This is a genomic window from Streptomyces sp. JJ36, from assembly GCF_021696945.1.
In the GTDB taxonomy this organism is placed as follows: domain Bacteria; phylum Actinomycetota; class Actinomycetes; order Streptomycetales; family Streptomycetaceae; genus Streptomyces.
In genome coordinates, this window is record NZ_JACYHE010000103.1 from 1 (window position 1) to 15,197 (window position 15,197).

12 protein-coding genes and 1 pseudogene are annotated in these 15,197 nt (G+C 73.4%); 6 read left to right on the forward strand and 7 right to left on the reverse strand.

The window, feature by feature from the left end:
• The 5 genes from HOY81_RS25245 to HOY81_RS25265 form a co-directional block, all read right to left on the reverse strand.
• A partial coding sequence (locus HOY81_RS25245; protein WP_237323018.1) for a serine/threonine-protein kinase occupies window positions 1–909 on the reverse strand: 909 nt, incomplete at its 3' end.
• Window positions 910–914: 5 nt separating this feature from the next.
• Complete coding sequence (locus tag HOY81_RS25250; protein WP_237323019.1) at window positions 915–2,576, reverse strand: alkaline phosphatase; 1,662 nt, start codon at window positions 2,574–2,576, stop codon at window positions 915–917.
• A gap of 87 nt (window positions 2,577–2,663) precedes the next feature.
• Complete coding sequence (locus HOY81_RS25255) at window positions 2,664–3,620, reverse strand: thioredoxin domain-containing protein (RefSeq protein ID WP_237323020.1); 957 nt, start codon at window positions 3,618–3,620, stop codon at window positions 2,664–2,666.
• Between the two features lie 145 nt (window positions 3,621–3,765).
• Entirely contained in the window at window positions 3,766–4,443 is a 678-nt protein-coding gene (locus HOY81_RS25260) for a hypothetical protein (RefSeq protein WP_237323021.1), read from the reverse strand.
• A gap of 66 nt (window positions 4,444–4,509) precedes the next feature.
• On the reverse strand, window positions 4,510–5,841 hold the full coding sequence (locus HOY81_RS25265; protein WP_237323022.1) for a DUF2252 domain-containing protein: 1,332 nt from the start codon (window positions 5,839–5,841) through the stop codon (window positions 4,510–4,512).
• Between the two features lie 239 nt (window positions 5,842–6,080).
• On the opposite strand from HOY81_RS25265, the gene dnaE reads away from it, so the two are divergent.
• Together dnaE and HOY81_RS25275 are read left to right on the forward strand one after the other, a co-directional pair.
• Window positions 6,081–9,623, forward strand: a complete 3,543-nt coding sequence (gene dnaE / locus HOY81_RS25270) for a DNA polymerase III subunit alpha (protein ID WP_237323023.1) — start codon at window positions 6,081–6,083, stop codon at window positions 9,621–9,623.
• Between the two features lie 117 nt (window positions 9,624–9,740).
• A complete protein-coding gene (locus HOY81_RS25275; protein WP_237323024.1) occupies window positions 9,741–10,442 on the forward strand; it encodes a class I SAM-dependent methyltransferase in 702 nt (233 codons plus the stop codon).
• A 38-nt stretch (window positions 10,443–10,480) separates the two neighbouring features.
• On the opposite strand, the gene HOY81_RS25280 is transcribed toward HOY81_RS25275, so the two are convergent.
• The gene (locus tag HOY81_RS25280) at window positions 10,481–11,254 is read right to left on the reverse strand and encodes an SDR family NAD(P)-dependent oxidoreductase (protein ID WP_237323025.1); all 774 of its coding nucleotides are present in this window, start codon (window positions 11,252–11,254) and stop codon (window positions 10,481–10,483) included.
• Window positions 11,255–11,308: 54 nt separating this feature from the next.
• Between HOY81_RS25280 and HOY81_RS25285 the strand changes: the two genes are divergently transcribed.
• Window positions 11,309–11,647, forward strand: a complete 339-nt coding sequence (locus HOY81_RS25285) for a helix-turn-helix transcriptional regulator (RefSeq protein ID WP_237323026.1) — start codon at window positions 11,309–11,311, stop codon at window positions 11,645–11,647.
• A gap of 260 nt (window positions 11,648–11,907) precedes the next feature.
• Here HOY81_RS25285 and HOY81_RS25290 read toward each other — a convergent pair whose 3' ends face one another.
• Window positions 11,908–12,087, reverse strand: a complete 180-nt coding sequence (locus HOY81_RS25290; protein ID WP_237323027.1) for a hypothetical protein — start codon at window positions 12,085–12,087, stop codon at window positions 11,908–11,910.
• A 170-nt stretch (window positions 12,088–12,257) separates the two neighbouring features.
• Here HOY81_RS25290 and HOY81_RS25295 point away from each other — a divergent pair, with 170 nt between their 5' ends.
• From HOY81_RS25295 to HOY81_RS25305, 3 genes and pseudogenes are all read left to right on the forward strand, one after another.
• Window positions 12,258–13,517, forward strand: coding sequence for an NYN domain-containing protein (locus tag HOY81_RS25295; protein WP_237323028.1), 1,260 nt, complete (start codon window positions 12,258–12,260; stop codon window positions 13,515–13,517).
• A gap of 265 nt (window positions 13,518–13,782) precedes the next feature.
• Window positions 13,783–14,763 (forward strand): ABC transporter ATP-binding protein, encoded by a 981-nt coding sequence (locus tag HOY81_RS25300; RefSeq protein ID WP_237323029.1) that lies wholly within the window; start codon window positions 13,783–13,785, stop codon window positions 14,761–14,763.
• Between the two features lie 169 nt (window positions 14,764–14,932).
• Window positions 14,933–15,197, forward strand: a pseudogene (locus HOY81_RS25305) (DUF445 domain-containing protein); the annotation flags it as partial.

Genomic DNA, 15,197 nt, shown 5'->3' on the forward strand with positions numbered 1-15,197 from the left:
GCCGGACCCGCGCCCCGCCCCGGCGGGCCCGGCCGCACCCGCGGCGGTCGGCGCCGCGTGCCCGGCGGCGACCGCCGCCAGCATCCCCGCCAGCCGCTCCGCATCCGGGCGGGCCGCCGGGTCCCGTACCAGCAGGGCGCTCAGCACCGGAGCCAGTTCCCCGCTCCGTACGGGCGGCGGCACCGGCTCGTCGAGCACGGCGGCGAGCGTGGCCAGGGTGGTGGCGCGGCGCAGCGGGCTGTGGCCCTCGGTGCAGACGTAGAGCGTCATGCCGAGCGACCACAGATCGCCGGGCGGCCCGTCGGCGGTGCCCCGGATGCGCTCGGGCGCCAGGTACTCGGGGGAGCCGGCGATCTCGCCCGTGGTGGTGAGCGAGCCGCCCTCCGGCGCCGCCGGGTCCCGGACCGCGGCGATGCCGAAGTCGGTGAGGACGGCGTCGCCGTCCGCCCGCAGCAGGATGTTGGCCGGTTTGACGTCCCGGTGCTGGATGCCGGCCGCGTGAGCGGCCCGCAGCGCCTGGAGCACCTGGCCGCCCAGGCGGGCCGCGGTGCGCGGTTCCAGCGGCCCGTCCCGGGTGCACCGGTCCTGGAGGCTGCGGCCCGGCAGCAGCTCCATGACCAGCCACGGATACGGCTCCGCGGCCACGATGTGATGGATCGTCACCACATGCGGGTGGCTGAGCCGGGCCAGGGCCCGGGCCTCGCGCAGCACGCGGGCGCGCAGCGTCCGCGAGGCCTCGGAACCCTCCGGGACGGCGGCCGGGTCACGCGGGCGGACCTCCTTGAGCGCCACCTCGCGTTCCAGCGCGGTGTCGCGGGCCCGCCAGACCGTGCCCATGCCTCCGCTGCCGAGCTGCTCCAGCAGCTCGAAGCGGTCGTCCACGCACTGCCCCCGCTGTCCCCCTGCCATGGGGGTCAGCGTACGGGCCGCTCCACCCGTTCGAGGCGCCGGCTGCCGGAATCGGTGCGGTAGGAGCGGAGGTGCCGGGCGGTCGCCTCGCGGTCGTGCTTGTCGGACACCGCGTAGTAGTCCATCTGTGCCCGCTCGGCGGTGAGGTCGAGGACGCCGAAGCCGTGCGCGTCCATGTCCACCCAGCGCACGTGCCGGTTGGCGGCCCGTACGGCGAGCTCGCCGACCGTGGAGACGGTGCCGGGGGCGACACCGAGGATGTCGTCCACGTTGTCCGAGGTGACCGAGGTGACCACGAACTCGGTGGCCACCGGCTCCTCCCAGGGATAGCGGGCGGCGCGGACCGGCACCTCGTTCGCCCAGTGCATGTGGATGTCGCCGGTGAGGAAGACGGTGTCGCCGGTGCCGGAGTCCCGCAGATGGGTGAGGAGTTCCCGGCGGTCGTCGGTGTAGCCGTCCCACTGGTCGACGTTGACCGCCAGGCCCTCCCGGGGCACGCCGAGCAGTTCCGCCAGCGGGCCGAGCAGAGAGGCGGGCACCGACCCGAAGGCCACCGGTGAGATCATCACGGAGGTCCCGACCAGCCGCCAGTCCGCCTCCGACGCGGTGAGCCCGGACTTCAGCCAGTCGAGCTGCCGGCGCCCGGTCAGGGTGCGGTCCGGGTCGTCGATGGCGTCGCCGTCGCCGACGGAGGGCTGCTGGTCGCGGAAGGAGCGCAGGTCCAGCAGGTGCAGGTCCGCGAGCCGGCCGAAGCGCAGCCGCCGGTACGTGGTGCCCTCGGTGGAGGGCCGCACCGGCATCCACTCGAAGTACGCCTGCTTGGCGGCGCGTACCCGGGCCGCCCAGTCGCCTTCGGTGCCCGGGGTGTGGTTCTCCGCGCCGCCGGACCAGGCGTCGTTGGCGAACTCGTGGTCGTCCCACATGGCGACGACCGGGTGGGCGGCGTGCAGCGCCCGCAGGTCGGCGTCGGTCTTGTACAGCCCGTGCCGGCTGCGGTAGTCGGCGAGGGTGAGCACCTCGTGTGCCGGTACCACCTCCCGGACGACGTCCTCCTCCAGCGGGTACTCGCCGGTGCCGTACTCGTAGAGGTAGTCCCCGAGGTGCAGGACGGCGTCCAGGTCGGTGCGGGCGGCCAGATGGCGGTAGGCGGCGAACCAGCCGGCCTCCCAGTTGGAGCAGGAGACCATGCCGAAGCGTATGCGGTCGGCGGCCGCGTCGGCGGCGGGCGCCGTACGGGTGCGTCCGGCCGGGGAGGTGACGCCGTCGCAGCGGAAGCGGTACCAGTAGGCGGTGGCCGGGCGGAGACCGCGGACGTCCGCCTTCACGGTGTGGTCGGCGGCGGCCGTGGCGGTGGCGGTGCCGCGGGCCACCACGGTGCGGAAGCCCTCGTCCTCGGCCACCTCCCAGTGCACGTCGGCGTCCGGGCCGCGGCCGGAGCCGGGGGTGGCGTCCGGGACCGGCGTCAGCCGGGTCCACAGCAGGACGCCGTCGGGCAGCGGGTCGCCGGAGGCGACGCCGTGGAGGAAGGCGGGCCCGGAGCCGGCCCGCGCGGCGGATGCGCCGGAGGTCAGCGGCAGCAGCGCCGCGGACGCGGCGGTGGCCGCGACGACGGTACGGCGCCGGGGGTAGGCGGTCGGTCTGTCGGGGTGCGTCTCGGATTCGGTCACGCCCGCAGATTACCCGCGGGTACGGCCAACGGGCAGGCCCCTGCGGAGAGTTCGCCTGCCCGTCGCCGTGTCGTCGGCCGGAGGGGGCTACTCCTTCGGCCGGCCCTCCTTCTTGTCGCTCTGCTCGTCGCCCCCGCCGTCCTTGCCGCCGCTCTTGGCGATCTCCTGGTCGACCAGGGTGTTGAACTGCTCCGGGGTCATCGGCGGGCTGCCCTGGGCGTTGGCCTTCAGGTGGGTGCCGTCCAGCTTGAACGTCGGGGTGCCCTGCACGCCGGAGTCGCGGAACTTCTGCGAGACGTTGAGCGCCCAGGAGTCGTAGGTGCCCTGCTTGACGGCCTTCTCGAACTTCTTGTCGCCCTTGAGCTCGTCGACCTTCTGGGCGAGGTCGATCAGGTGCTGGTCGTCCGCGAAGGCGTCGTCGGTCTCCGCCGGGTGGTCCTCCTTGGAGAACAGCACCTTCTTGTACTCCAGGAAGGCGTCCGGGCTCACGTTCAGCGCGGCGCCCAGCGCGCTCAGGGCGTTCTTGGAGCCGGTGCCGTTGGAGCTGAGCTCCTCGTCCGTGTCGCCGTCGAGGAAGGTGCCGAAGGTGAAGGACGCCTTGTACTTGCCCTTCTCGATGTCCTTCAGGACGACGTCGCCGGTGTTCTGCTCGAAGGCGGCACAGACCGGGCAGCGCATGTCCTCGTAGATCTCGAGGGTGTGCTGCGCGTCCTTGTCGCCGATGACGATGTCGGTGCCGTTCTTGCCCGAGGTGTTGGCGGGGGCGGCGTAGCTCAGCTTCTCGCCGTCCACGGTGGCGGTGCCGCCGGCGCCCTTGGTGGCGACCTTCTTCGCGGCGCTCCAGTTGCTGGAGTCGCCCTCGCCGCCGCTGTTCATGTTCGCGACGGCGACGCCGACGCCCGCGGCGATGGCGAGGACACCGACGATGGAGCCGCCGACCACGAGCTGGCGGCGCATCCGCTCCTTCTTCGCCTGCTTCTCGCGCTCGATGCGGAGCCGCTCGCGGGCGGCGCGCTTGGCTTCCTGGCTGTTGCGCTTGCTCATCTTGGGGGTTTCTCCGTGAATGCGTGGGGACGTGTGGGGGCCGCGGGGGCCTGCGGCGGGTGGCCGCGCCGGGCGGCGCGTCGCCCCGTCCGGCGACGGGTCCGGTCGGTCCGGCGTCAGGCCGGCACGGGCCCCGGGCGTGTGCTCAGGCGGCGAGAGCCCGGGCGCACGGCGGCCCGCGGCGCAGTACGGAATGGGCGAGCAGCGGCAGCGGCCGGGCGGTCCGTACGGGCGTCGGGCGGACCGGCCGGGCCGGCACCCCGGGCACCCGGGGGCGGGCCCGGACCGCCAGCAGCAGCGGCCGGAAGGCCGTCGCGGCCGCCGCGCTCAGCAGCCGCGCGACCGCGGCCTCCCCGCGGCGCAGCCAGGCGGCGGCGGCCAGACCGACGGCCACATGGGCGGCGAGCAGCAACCACGGCGAGCCGCCCTGCGCGGCCGTGGCGAGCGTGTCCCGTGCGGGCGCCATCCGGGCCAGCGGGGTGCCCACCCCGCCGCCGGCGCAGACCACGTCGATGCCCACCGAGCGCAGCGGCCCGGTCACCGGGCCGCCCGCATGCCCGTAGCAGGCGTGCTGGCCGGTGGTGAAGACGGTGTCCGCGACGAGCTCCAGCGGCACCAGCAGCCCGGCGATCCGGGCGTAGCCGCACTCCCGGCCGGCGAGGGCGAAGGCGATCAGGAAGACGAAGCCGCTCACCGCCGCCAGCGGCGCCAGCGGAAGTGGTGCGCCGGAGAGCAGCACGTGGGCGCCGGCGGAGAGCGTGACGCAGAGCGCGGTGAAGACCGCGGCCCGTGCCGCCCGGATGCCTGCTGCCGTCATACCCATCGCCGCCCGAGTGTGCCATGCGGAACCGTAAGTCCGGAGTAAGGGCTGCGGAACGCAGCCGCCCGGCTACAGTCCCGGAATCCGTCCGTTACGGAACAGGTCCACGAAGATCTGGTGGTCCCGGCGGGTCTGCGAGCCGTAGTCGTGCGCGAAGCCGGTCAGCATCTCCGGGAAGCCCTCCTCGTCGGCCGCGATCGCCGCGTCGATGGCCCGCTCGGTGGAGAAGGGGACCAGCGAGTGGCCGCTCTCGTCGTCCGCGGCGGCGTGCATGGCGGCCGTCGCCCGGCCCAGGTCGGCCACCACCCGGGCGATCTCCGCGGGATCGTCCAGGTCCGACCAGTCCAGGTCGACCGCATACGGCGAGACCTCCGCGACGAGCATGCCGGAGCCGTCCAGCTCGGTCCAGCCCAGCCACGGGTCGGCGTGCGCCTGCAGGGCCCGCTGCGAGATCACCGTGCGGTGGCCCTCGTGCCGGAAGTAGTCCCGGATCTCCGGATCGGTGACGTGCCGGGAGACGGCCGGGGTCTGCCCCTGCTTGAGGTAGATCACCAGATCGTTCTCCAGCGCGTCGCTGTGGCCCTCCAGCAGCACGTTGTAGGAGGGGAGGCCGGCGCTGCCGATCCCCACGCCCCGGCGCCCGACGACGTCCTTCACCCGGTAGGCGTCGGGGCGGGTGGGCGAGCCGGGCGGGAGCGTGTCCAGGTAGGCGTCGAAGGCGTCCAGTACCTTGTAGCGGGTGGCGGAGTCCAGGTCGACGGTGCCCGGGGCGGCGGCGAAGCGGCGCTCCCAGTCCCGGATCTCGGTCATGCCGTCCAGCAGCCCGAACCGCGTGTTCGCCCGGGCCGCCCGCAGCGCGTCCAGCACCGGGCCCTCGGCGGTGTCCAGGGTGAGCGAGGGCACCTCGTCGTCCTTGGCCCCGGTCGCCAGGGCGTGGATGCGCTCCCGGTACGCCACGGCGTAGGTGCGGACCAGGTCGCCGATCTGCGCGTCGCTGAGGGCCTTGGAGTAGCCGAGCAGCGCCACCGAGGCGGCGAACCGCTTCAGGTCCCAGGTGAAGGGGCCGACGAAGGCCTCGTCGAAGTCGTTGACGTTGAAGACCAGGCGGCCGTTGGCGTCCATGTAGGTGCCGAAGTTCTCGGCGTGCAGGTCGCCGTGGATCCAGACCCGGGAGGTCCGCTCGTCCAGGTAGGGGCCGCCGTCGTGCTGCTCGCCGTCCAGGTCGGCGTAGAACAGGCAGGCCGTGCCGCGGTAGAAGGCGAAGGCGGAGGCGGCCATCTTGCGGAACTTCACCTGGAACGCGGCGGGGTCCGCCGCGAGCAGCTCGCCGAAGGCGGTGCCGAAGACCTCGAGGATGCGCTCGCCGCGCGCCCGGGCGTCGGCGGTCTGCGTGGTGGCCATGGGGTTGCCTCTCCTGGGTGGCGGTCGTTCCGCGGGTCCAACGAGCGAGGGTGGACCGGAGTGCCCGGCGCCGGGAGACCGGTGCGGGCGCGCGCCGCGCGGGCCTCCCGGTGCCGGGCACCCGGGGCGCGGCCCGCGGCACGCGCCCCGCCGCCGGAGGCGCAGCGCGCACACTGTCAGTACCGGGTCGTAGACTCCTCACCGCCCCGTCACGACCCGCTCCGGAGGTGGCCCGCCCCGTGACCGACCAGCCGTTCACCCATCTGCACGTGCACACGCAGTACTCGCTGCTGGACGGGGCCGCGCGCCTGAAGGACATGTTCAAGGCGTGCGACCAGATGGGCATGTCGCACATCGCGATCACCGACCACGGCAACCTGCACGGGGCGTACGACTTCTTCCACCAGGCCGTGGACGCCGGCATCACCCCGGTGATGGGCATCGAGGCGTACGTCGCACCCGAGTCCCGCCGCAGCACCCGGCCGGTGAAGTGGGGCACCCCGCACCAGAAGCGGGACGACGTCGCCGGCAACGGCGCGTACACGCACATGACCATGTGGGCGCGGAACTCCACCGGCCTCTACAACCTCTTCCGCGCCCAGTCCCGCGCCAGCCTGGAGGGTTTCTTCCGCAAACCGCGGATGGACCGGGAGCTGCTCGCCGAGTACGCCGACGGCCTGATGGCCACCACCGGCTGCCCCTCCGGCGAGGTGAGCACCCGTATCCGGCTCGGGCAGCTGGACGAGGCGCTGAAGGCCGCCGGGGAGTTCCAGGACATCTTCGGCAAGGAGAACTTCTTCGTCGAGCTGATGGACCACGGCATCGACATCGACAAGCGCGCCCGGGACGGCCTGGAGGAGATCGCCCGGAAGATCAACGCGCCGTTCGTCGTCACCAACGACTCGCACTACACCTACGAGTCCGAGGCCGCGGCCCACGACACCCTGCTCTGCATCCAGACCGGCAGCAACCTCTCCGACCCGGACCGCTTCAAGTTCGACGGGGCGGGCTACTACCTCAAGTCGGCGGCCGAGATGTACGCCATCGACTCCTCCGAGGCCTGGCAGCAGGGCTGCCTGAACACCCAGCGGCTGATCGCCGACCGGATCGACACCACCGGCATGTTCGACCAGCGGAACCTGATGCCCCGCTTCGACGTGCCCGCCGGGTACGACGAGGTGTCCTGGTTCCAGGAGGAGGTCCGCCGGGGCATGGCCCGGCGCTACCCGAACGGCGTCCCCGAGGACCGGCAGGCCCAGGCCGACTACGAGATGAAGATCATCATCGACATGGGCTTCCCCGGCTACTTCCTGGTGGTCGCCGACTTCATCATGTGGGCCAAGAACAACGGCATCGCCGTCGGTCCCGGCCGCGGCTCCGCCGCAGGCTCGATCGTCTCCTACGCCCTCGGCATCACCGACCTGGACCCGATCGACCACGGGCTGATCTTCGAGCGGTTCCTCAACCCCGAGCGCGTCACCATGCCGGACGTCGACATCGACTTCGACGAGCGCCGGCGCGGCGACGTCATCCGCTATGTCACCGACAAGTACGGCGCCGACAAGGTCGCCATGATCGGCACCTACGGCACGATCAAGGCCAAGGCCGCGATCAAGGACGCCTCCCGGGTGCTGGGCTACCCGTACGCCATGGGCGACCGCATCACCAAGGCCATGCCCGCCGACGTCCTGGGCAAGGGCATCCCTCTCTCCGGCATCCTCGACAAGGACCACCCGCGGTACAACGAGGCGGGCGAGGTCCGGGGGATGTACGAGAACGAGCCGGACGTGAAGAAGGTGATCGACTCCGCCCGCGGCATCGAGGGCCTGGTACGCCAGATGGGCGTGCACGCGGCCGGCGTGATCATGTCCAGCGAACGGCTGATCGACCACGTGCCGGTCTTCTCCCCGAAGAACGACGGCACCGTGGTGACCCAGTGGGACTACCCGAGCTGTGAGGCGCTCGGCCTGCTCAAGATGGACTTCCTGGGCCTGCGGAACCTCACGATCATGGACGACGCCGTCAAGCTCATCAGGAAGAACAAGGACGTCGACCTCACCCTGCTCGACCTGCCGCTGGACGACCCGAAGACCTTCGAGCTGCTCTGCCGCGGCGACACCCTCGGCGTCTTCCAGTTCGACGGCGGCCCCATGCGCTCCCTGCTGCGCATGATGAAGCCGGACAACTTCGAGGACATCTCCGCGGTCTCGGCTCTCTACCGGCCCGGCCCGATGGGCATGAACTCGCACATCAACTACGCCCTGCGGAAGAACGGCCAGCAGGAGATCACCCCGATCCACCCCGAGCTGGAAGAGCCGCTCAAGGAGATCCTCGGCGTCACCTACGGCCTCATCGTCTATCAGGAGCAGGTGCAGAAGGCCGCCCAGGTGCTCGCCGGCTACTCCCTGGGCCAGGCCGACCTGCTGCGCCGCGCGATGGGCAAGAAGAAGCAGGAGGTGCTGGACGCCGAGTTCGTCAACTTCCAGAAGGGCGCCCGCGACAAGGGCTATTCGGACGAGGCGATCCAGGCCGTCTGGGACGTGCTGGTGCCCTTCGCCGGATACGCCTTCAACAAGGCGCACTCCTCGGCGTACGGGCTGGTCACCTACTGGACCGCCTACCTCAAGGCCAACTACCCGGCCGAGTACATGGCCGCGCTGCTCACCTCGGTCCGCGACGACAAGGACAAGTCGGCGGTCTATCTGAACGAGTGCCGCAAGATGGGCATCCGGGTGCTCCCCCCGGACGTCAACGAATCGGACGCGAACTTCACCCCGCGCGGCGACGACACCATCGTCTTCGGCCTCACCGCCGTCCGGAACGTCGGACAGAACGTCGTGGACTCCATCGTCGCGTGCCGCCGCGCCAAGGGCCGCTACACCTCCTTCCCGGACTTCCTGGACAAGGTGGAGGCGGTCGTCTGCAACAAGCGCACGGTCGAGTCCCTGATCAAGGCCGGCGCCTTCGACGAGATGGGCCACACCCGCAAGGGCCTCACCGCCCACTTCGAGTCGATGATCGACAACGTGGTGCAGGTCAAGCGCAAGGAGGCCGAAGGGCAGTTCGACCTCTTCGGCGGCATGGGCGACGACACCGCGGAGGACACCCCGGCCTTCGGCCTGGACGTGGAGTTCTCCGAGGAGGAGTGGGACAAGACCTATCTGCTCGCCCAGGAGCGGGAGATGCTCGGACTCTACGTCTCCGACCACCCCCTCTTCGGCCTGGAACACGTGCTCAACGAGAAGGCCGACGCGGGGATCTCCCAGCTCACCGGCGGGGACTACTCCGACGGCTCGGTCGTCACCATCGGCGGCATCATCTCCGGCCTGCAGCGGAAGATGACCAAGCAGGGCAACGCCTGGGCCATCGCGACCGTCGAGGACCTGGCCGGCTCGATCGACTGCATGTTCTTCCCGGCCACCTACCAGCTCGTCTCCACCCAGCTCGTCGAGGATGCCGTCGTCTTCGTCAAGGGGCGCCTGGACAAGCGCGAGGACGTGCCGCGGCTGGTCGCCATGGAACTGATGATCCCCGACCTCAGCGAGGCCTCGGCGAACGCACCGGTCACCATCACCATCCCCACGGTCAAGGTCACCCCGCCGCTGGTGGAGAAGCTCGGCGAGGTGCTCACCCACCACAAGGGCTCCACCGAGGTCCGGGTCAAGCTCCAGGGCGCCCGCCGGACCACCGTGCTGCGCCTGGACCGGCACCGGGTGACCGTCGACCCGGCCCTCTTCGGCGACCTCAAACAGCTCCTCGGCCCCACCTGCCTCGCCGGCTGAGCCGGGCACCCGAGGCTGCCCGGCCCCCGGGCCCCTCGGGGCCCGGGCCGGGCAGCCGTGCCGCCACCGGGAAAACGGCTGGCCCCCGGCGCCGGACGGCGCCGAGAATCGGGGTTCATGAGCAGCTTCTCCGACTTCGACCAGCGCGGCTACCGCACCGTCGACGTGACCACCGGATACGGGCGGTGGGCCGGCACCTACGAGCAGACCGTCGAGGACGTGATGGACCTCGCCCTCCTCGAGGAGCTCGCCGAGCCCGACTGGTCCGCCGTACGCCGCGCCGCCGACCTGGGCTGCGGCACCGGGCGCACCGGCGCGTGGCTGCGCGGCCGGGGCGCCGCCTCGGTCGAGGGCGTGGACCTCACCCCGGAGATGCTCGCCCGGGCCCGCAGCCGGGGCGCGCACGACCGGCTGATCGAGGGCGACGTACGGGCCACCGGCCTCGCCTCCGGGGCGTACGACCTGGTCGTCTCCTCACTCATCGACGAGCACCTCCCCGACCTGCGCCCCTTCTACGACGAGGCGTGGCGGCTGGCCGCCCCCGGCGCCTGGTGCGTGGTGGTCGCCTACCACCCGCACTTCATCATGACCACGGGCATGCCCACCCACTTCACCGACGCCTCCGGCGAGGACCTCGCCATCACCACCCACGTGCATCTGGTGAGCGACCACCTCACGGCCGGCCTCGGGGCGGGCTGGACGCTGGCGGAGATGCGCGAGGGCGTGGTGGACGACCGCTGGATCGCGGCGAAGCCCAAGTGGGAGCGCCACCGCCACCACCCGGTCTCCATGGCCCTCACCTGGCGGAAACCCGCCTGACGGCAGGCCTCCGTCCCCCGGCGGAGTTCCCGGAGCGGTCAGGTGAGTTCGAGGCCGCCGTCGAGGGTGAGGACCTGGCCGGTGAGCCAGGCGGTGTGGGCGTCCGCGAGACGGAGGATCCAGGTGGCGGCCTCGGCCGGGTCCCCACGCCGGCCCAGCGGGATGCGGGCCGTCTCCTGTGCCTTGATCTCCCGGACCGCCGCGTCCGGGAGGCCGGAGGCGGTGAGGGCCTCGCTCTCGGTCGGCCCGGGGGCGAGGGCGTTGACCCGTATCCGGTCGGGGGCCAGTTCCAGGGCCCAGCTCCGGGTCAGTTGCTCCAGAGCCGCCTTGGAGGCGGCGTAGTGGCCGGCGCCCGGGGCGGGGCGGTGCCCGAAGGTGCTGGAGACGTTGACGATCGCGCCGCGGCTCTCGCGGAGCCGGGGCAGGGCCGCGGCGGCGAGCAGGCTCGGCGCGGTGACGTTGGTGGCCAGTACCCGCTCGATCCCCGCGGCGTCGGCCTGCTCCAGCGGCATCGCGGCGAACACGCCGGCGTTGTTGACCAGCACGTCGAGGCGCCCCCAGCGGTCCACCGCGGCGCGGACGGCCTCCGCGGGGGCGCCCGCGCGGTTGAGGTCCGCGGGGAACGCGGCGATCTCCGGGTGCAGGGCGGCGGTCGCGGCCAGGGCGTCCTCCCGGCGGCCCACGCCCAGGACGCGGGCGCCCGCGGCGGCGAACGCCTGTGCCGTGGCCCGCCCGATGCCGGAGCCGGCGCCCGTCACCAGCACCACCTGCCCGGTGAAGCGGCTTTCCGTCGGATCGGTCTGACCGGTCATGGCGAAACCCCTTGTTCGATGTTCGTGGAACATCGAACACGATAGCGTGAGGACATGAGGGATCCCCACCACCCCGAGCCGAGCGAGGTGTCGCTCTCCCGTGTGCTGACCGTGCTCGGCGACCCGGTCCGCCTGGGGGTCGTACGGCTGCTGGCGGACGGGCGGGAGCGGGGGTGGGGCGAACTGCGCGCCCCGGTCGCCAAGTCGACGCTGAGCCACCATCTGAAGACGCTGCGGGACGCCGGCCTCACCCGTACCCGTCAGGAGGGCACCCGCTGCTATGTCCGGCTGCGCCGGGAGGAGTTCGACGCGCGCTTCCCCGGGCTGCTGGAGACGCTGCTGACGCTGGCCGCCGCCGAGGGCGTCGGGGAGGACGTGACGGCGGGGGAGTGAAGTCCGCGGTGCGGGCGGCGCAGGGGCAGGTGGTACGGGGCCGGCGGTCCCGGGCGGGCGGTACGGGTCCGCCCCAGGTGAAGGCCTTGTGCGGGCCGTGAGGATCTCGTGCCGGTCCACGGGCCGGGGTTCCGCACCCGCGGCCCCGCCCCGGGCGGTGGCCGCGCCCCGCGGCGCTCGCCGGGCCTCCGCGCATGCCGGGAGGGCGCACCCCGGCCCGGGTGCGCCCTCCGCTTGCGTGCCGGCCGTGCGGCCCGGGATCAGTTGTGGCCGAAGGACTGCTTCTTCTGCTTGCGGGCGACCTGCGAGGGTGAGGCGGGTGCCTCCATCCCGCTCTCGTGCTCCTCCTGCGGCGCCCGTTCGGCGTTGCGGGGCTTCTGCGCCTGGTCCCGGTCCTGCTTCTTCTGCTTGGCCATGATCGCCTCCAAGGTGATCCTCAACTGTGGGCCGGAATCAGCGTTACACAAGGGAACACTCTGCGCATTTCAGACAATCACCATGAGTGACCCCCTGCCCCCCGCGGCGCCACGCCGGTGATCCGGGTCCGGCTGCCAATCGCCCGTACGCTCGGGCAGACTCGAAGGAAACGCGCTGCGAGAGAAGGTGGAACGTGGACCGCTGCGTCGTCCTGGTCGACGCCGGGTACCTGCTGGGCGCCGCCGCCAGCCTGCTGGCCGGCGAACCCACCCGTTCCCGGATCAGCGTGGATCACGCCGCCCTGGTCCAGGCCCTGCGCGAGCAGGCGGAGGGCGACACGGGGTGCCGGCTGCTGCGGATCTACTGGTTCGACGGCGCGCCCGACCGGGTGCCGCAGCCCGAGCACCGCAGACTGCGCGTCATGCCCCGGGTGACCGTGCGGCTGGGCGCCCTGACCCGGAGCGAGGGCCGCTGGGCGCAGAAGGGCGTGGACGCGGCCATGCACGCCGAGCTGACCGAACTCGCCCGCAACCGGGCCTGTTCCGACATCGTGCTCGTCACCGGGGACGGGGACCTGCTGCCGGGGCTGATGTCGGCCAAGGAGCACGGGGTCGCCGTCCATCTCTGGGCGGTGCAGGCCGCGGACGGCGACTACAACCAGTCCGAGGACCTGGTGGCCGAGGCGGACGAGCGCCGGGTGCTGGACCGCGGCTGGATCACCCGCGCCGTACGGGCCACCGAGACCGCGGCGGGTTACGCCGGCCGCTCCGAGGCCCGCCCGGAGATCGCCGCCATCCTCTCCGCCCCGCTCCCCGAGGCCGCGAAGAACGGCGCCGCCTCCACCGCGGGTGCCGCCTGCCCCGAGGGCGCCGCCGAGCAGACGGCCGAGAGCGCCCACCCGGAGGGCGGCGGCGAGGCGGCCTCCGCCGGCGCGACCGGAGCCGGCCGGACCGTGCCGACGCCCAAGGACCTCGCCGGACTCGGCCGCCCCGCGCCCGCCGCTCCGCAGCAGCCCCCCGGGGCCACCCTCCGCTGGTCCTCCGACAAGGGGTGGGTCGAGCGCGGCACCGTGCCGACGGAGTCGCCGGAGATCGCCGCCCTGCCCACGCTCGCGCAGCTCACCACCGCCGAACAGCGCTGGGCGGACCGTGAGGAGGACATCACCGCGGTCAGCGGCGACCCGTTCGAGGTCGGGCAGGTCTTCGCCCGGCGCTGGATGGCCCGGCTCGCCACCCCCGTGCACCTGAACCACCTGTCCGGCGAGTACCCGCGCATCCCGCACCGGATCGACGGCGAACTGCTCCGCTACGCCGCCCGCTTCGGGCTGCTGGCGCACAAGGACGACCAGATCGACGAGCACGACCGGTACGCGATCCGCGCGGGGTTCTGGCGGGAGGTGGACACCCGCACCGGGACGGAACGCTCCTCCGGCGAGGAGCAGCACCCGCGCTGACCGCCTCCGCTCCGGTGTGACCGGCCCTCCCGTACGGCGTGCCGGCCACCCGGCGCGAACGGGCCCCACGCCGGCGCGGGGCGGGGCCGCCCTCCCGGGGCGCGTTCCACCGTCCCCGTGGCGAGCCCCGGCCCGGCCCGCCGTCCCGGGGCCGGGCCCAGTGGGGGCGAGGTGCCCCTCCGTGCCCGCGACCGGCCCGGGGCGCGTACCCTCGTGCTTCGTGGGATCGGGCACGGAAGCGCCGGCGGACGGCGCGTCGACGGCTGTGCGGCCCGCCGTACGGACGACCGGCCTGGTCAAGACGTACCCGGCGGCCCGCGCCCGGCGCGGCGCCCCCGCGGCACCCGCGGTACGCGCCACCGACGGGGTCAGCCTCACGGTGGGCCGCGGCGAGGTCTTCGGCCTGCTCGGCCCCAACGGCGCCGGGAAGTCCACCCTGGTGCGCCAGCTCACCGGCTTGTTGCGCCCGGACGCCGGGGCCGTCGAGGTGCTCGGGCACGACCTCGTCCGGTTCCCGGAGCGGGCGTCCCGGCTGCTCGCCTTCCTGGGGCAGCAGTCCACCGCGCTGGACGAACTGACCGTCGCGCTGGCCGTGGAGACCACCGCCCGGCTGCGCGGCCTGGACGCGCGGGCCGCACGGCGCGCGCGGGACGGCGTCCTGGACGAACTGGACCTCGGCGGCCTCGCCGGCCGCGCCCTGAAGAAGCTCTCCGGCGGGCAGCGCCGCCTGGCCTGCGTCGCCGCGGCGCTGGTCGGTGAGCGCCCGCTGCTGGTGCTGGACGAGCCCACCACCGGCATGGACCCCGTGGCCCGGCGCGCCGTGTGGGCGGCGGTCGACCGCCGGCGGGCGGAACGCGGTACCACCGTGGTGCTCGTCACGCACAACGTCATCGAGGCCGAGACGGTGCTGGACCGGGTCGCCGTCCTGGAACGCGGCCGGGTCATCGCCTGCGACACGCCGGGCGGGCTCAAGGCGCTGGTCGGGGAGGACGTGCGGCTCGACCTGGTGTGGCGGGACCGCCCGCCGCTGGAGGTGCCGGAGGTGGCCGCCCTGGCCGCGGCGGCCGCGGTCTCCGGCCGCCGCTGGACGCTGCGCATGCCGCCGGAGGAGGCCCGGGACGCCGTCCGCGCGGTGACCACGGGCCGGGCCTTCGCGGCGCTGGACGATTTCACTCTGGCCACGCCCAGCCTGGAGGATGTGTATCTGGCGCTCGGGGGACGTACGGAAGGATTGGTGAAGGCGTGAACGTGTGCACCCTCCGTCCCCCGCGCACCCGCGCGGCCCGCGGCGTCCCCGCGCGCCCCGGCGTCGTACGGCCCGTCCCCGCGTACGGCACCACGGCGGCGCACGCCGCACCGGGGCCGGGCGCCGGGCAGCCCCGGGCGTACGCCGGGCGCCCGCGGAGTGCGGCCCGGTGAGCACCACGGCCGCGGAGAACGAGACCGTACGGGGGAGCGCCGCGGGCGCGCCCGGCACCGCCGCGGCGACGCCGGAAGGCGCGACCGCGGGGCCGGAGGCGTCCTGCAGCGCGTGCGCAGGTGCGCATTCCGGCGCGCACGCCGGTGTCCGCACCGACGCGCCGGGCGGCCCCGAGGCGCGGGGCGGCCAGGAGGCCCCGGAGGGCCCCGATGCGCCGGGCGTCCCCGAGCGTGACGCCGCGCCGGGCGTCCCCGAGCGTG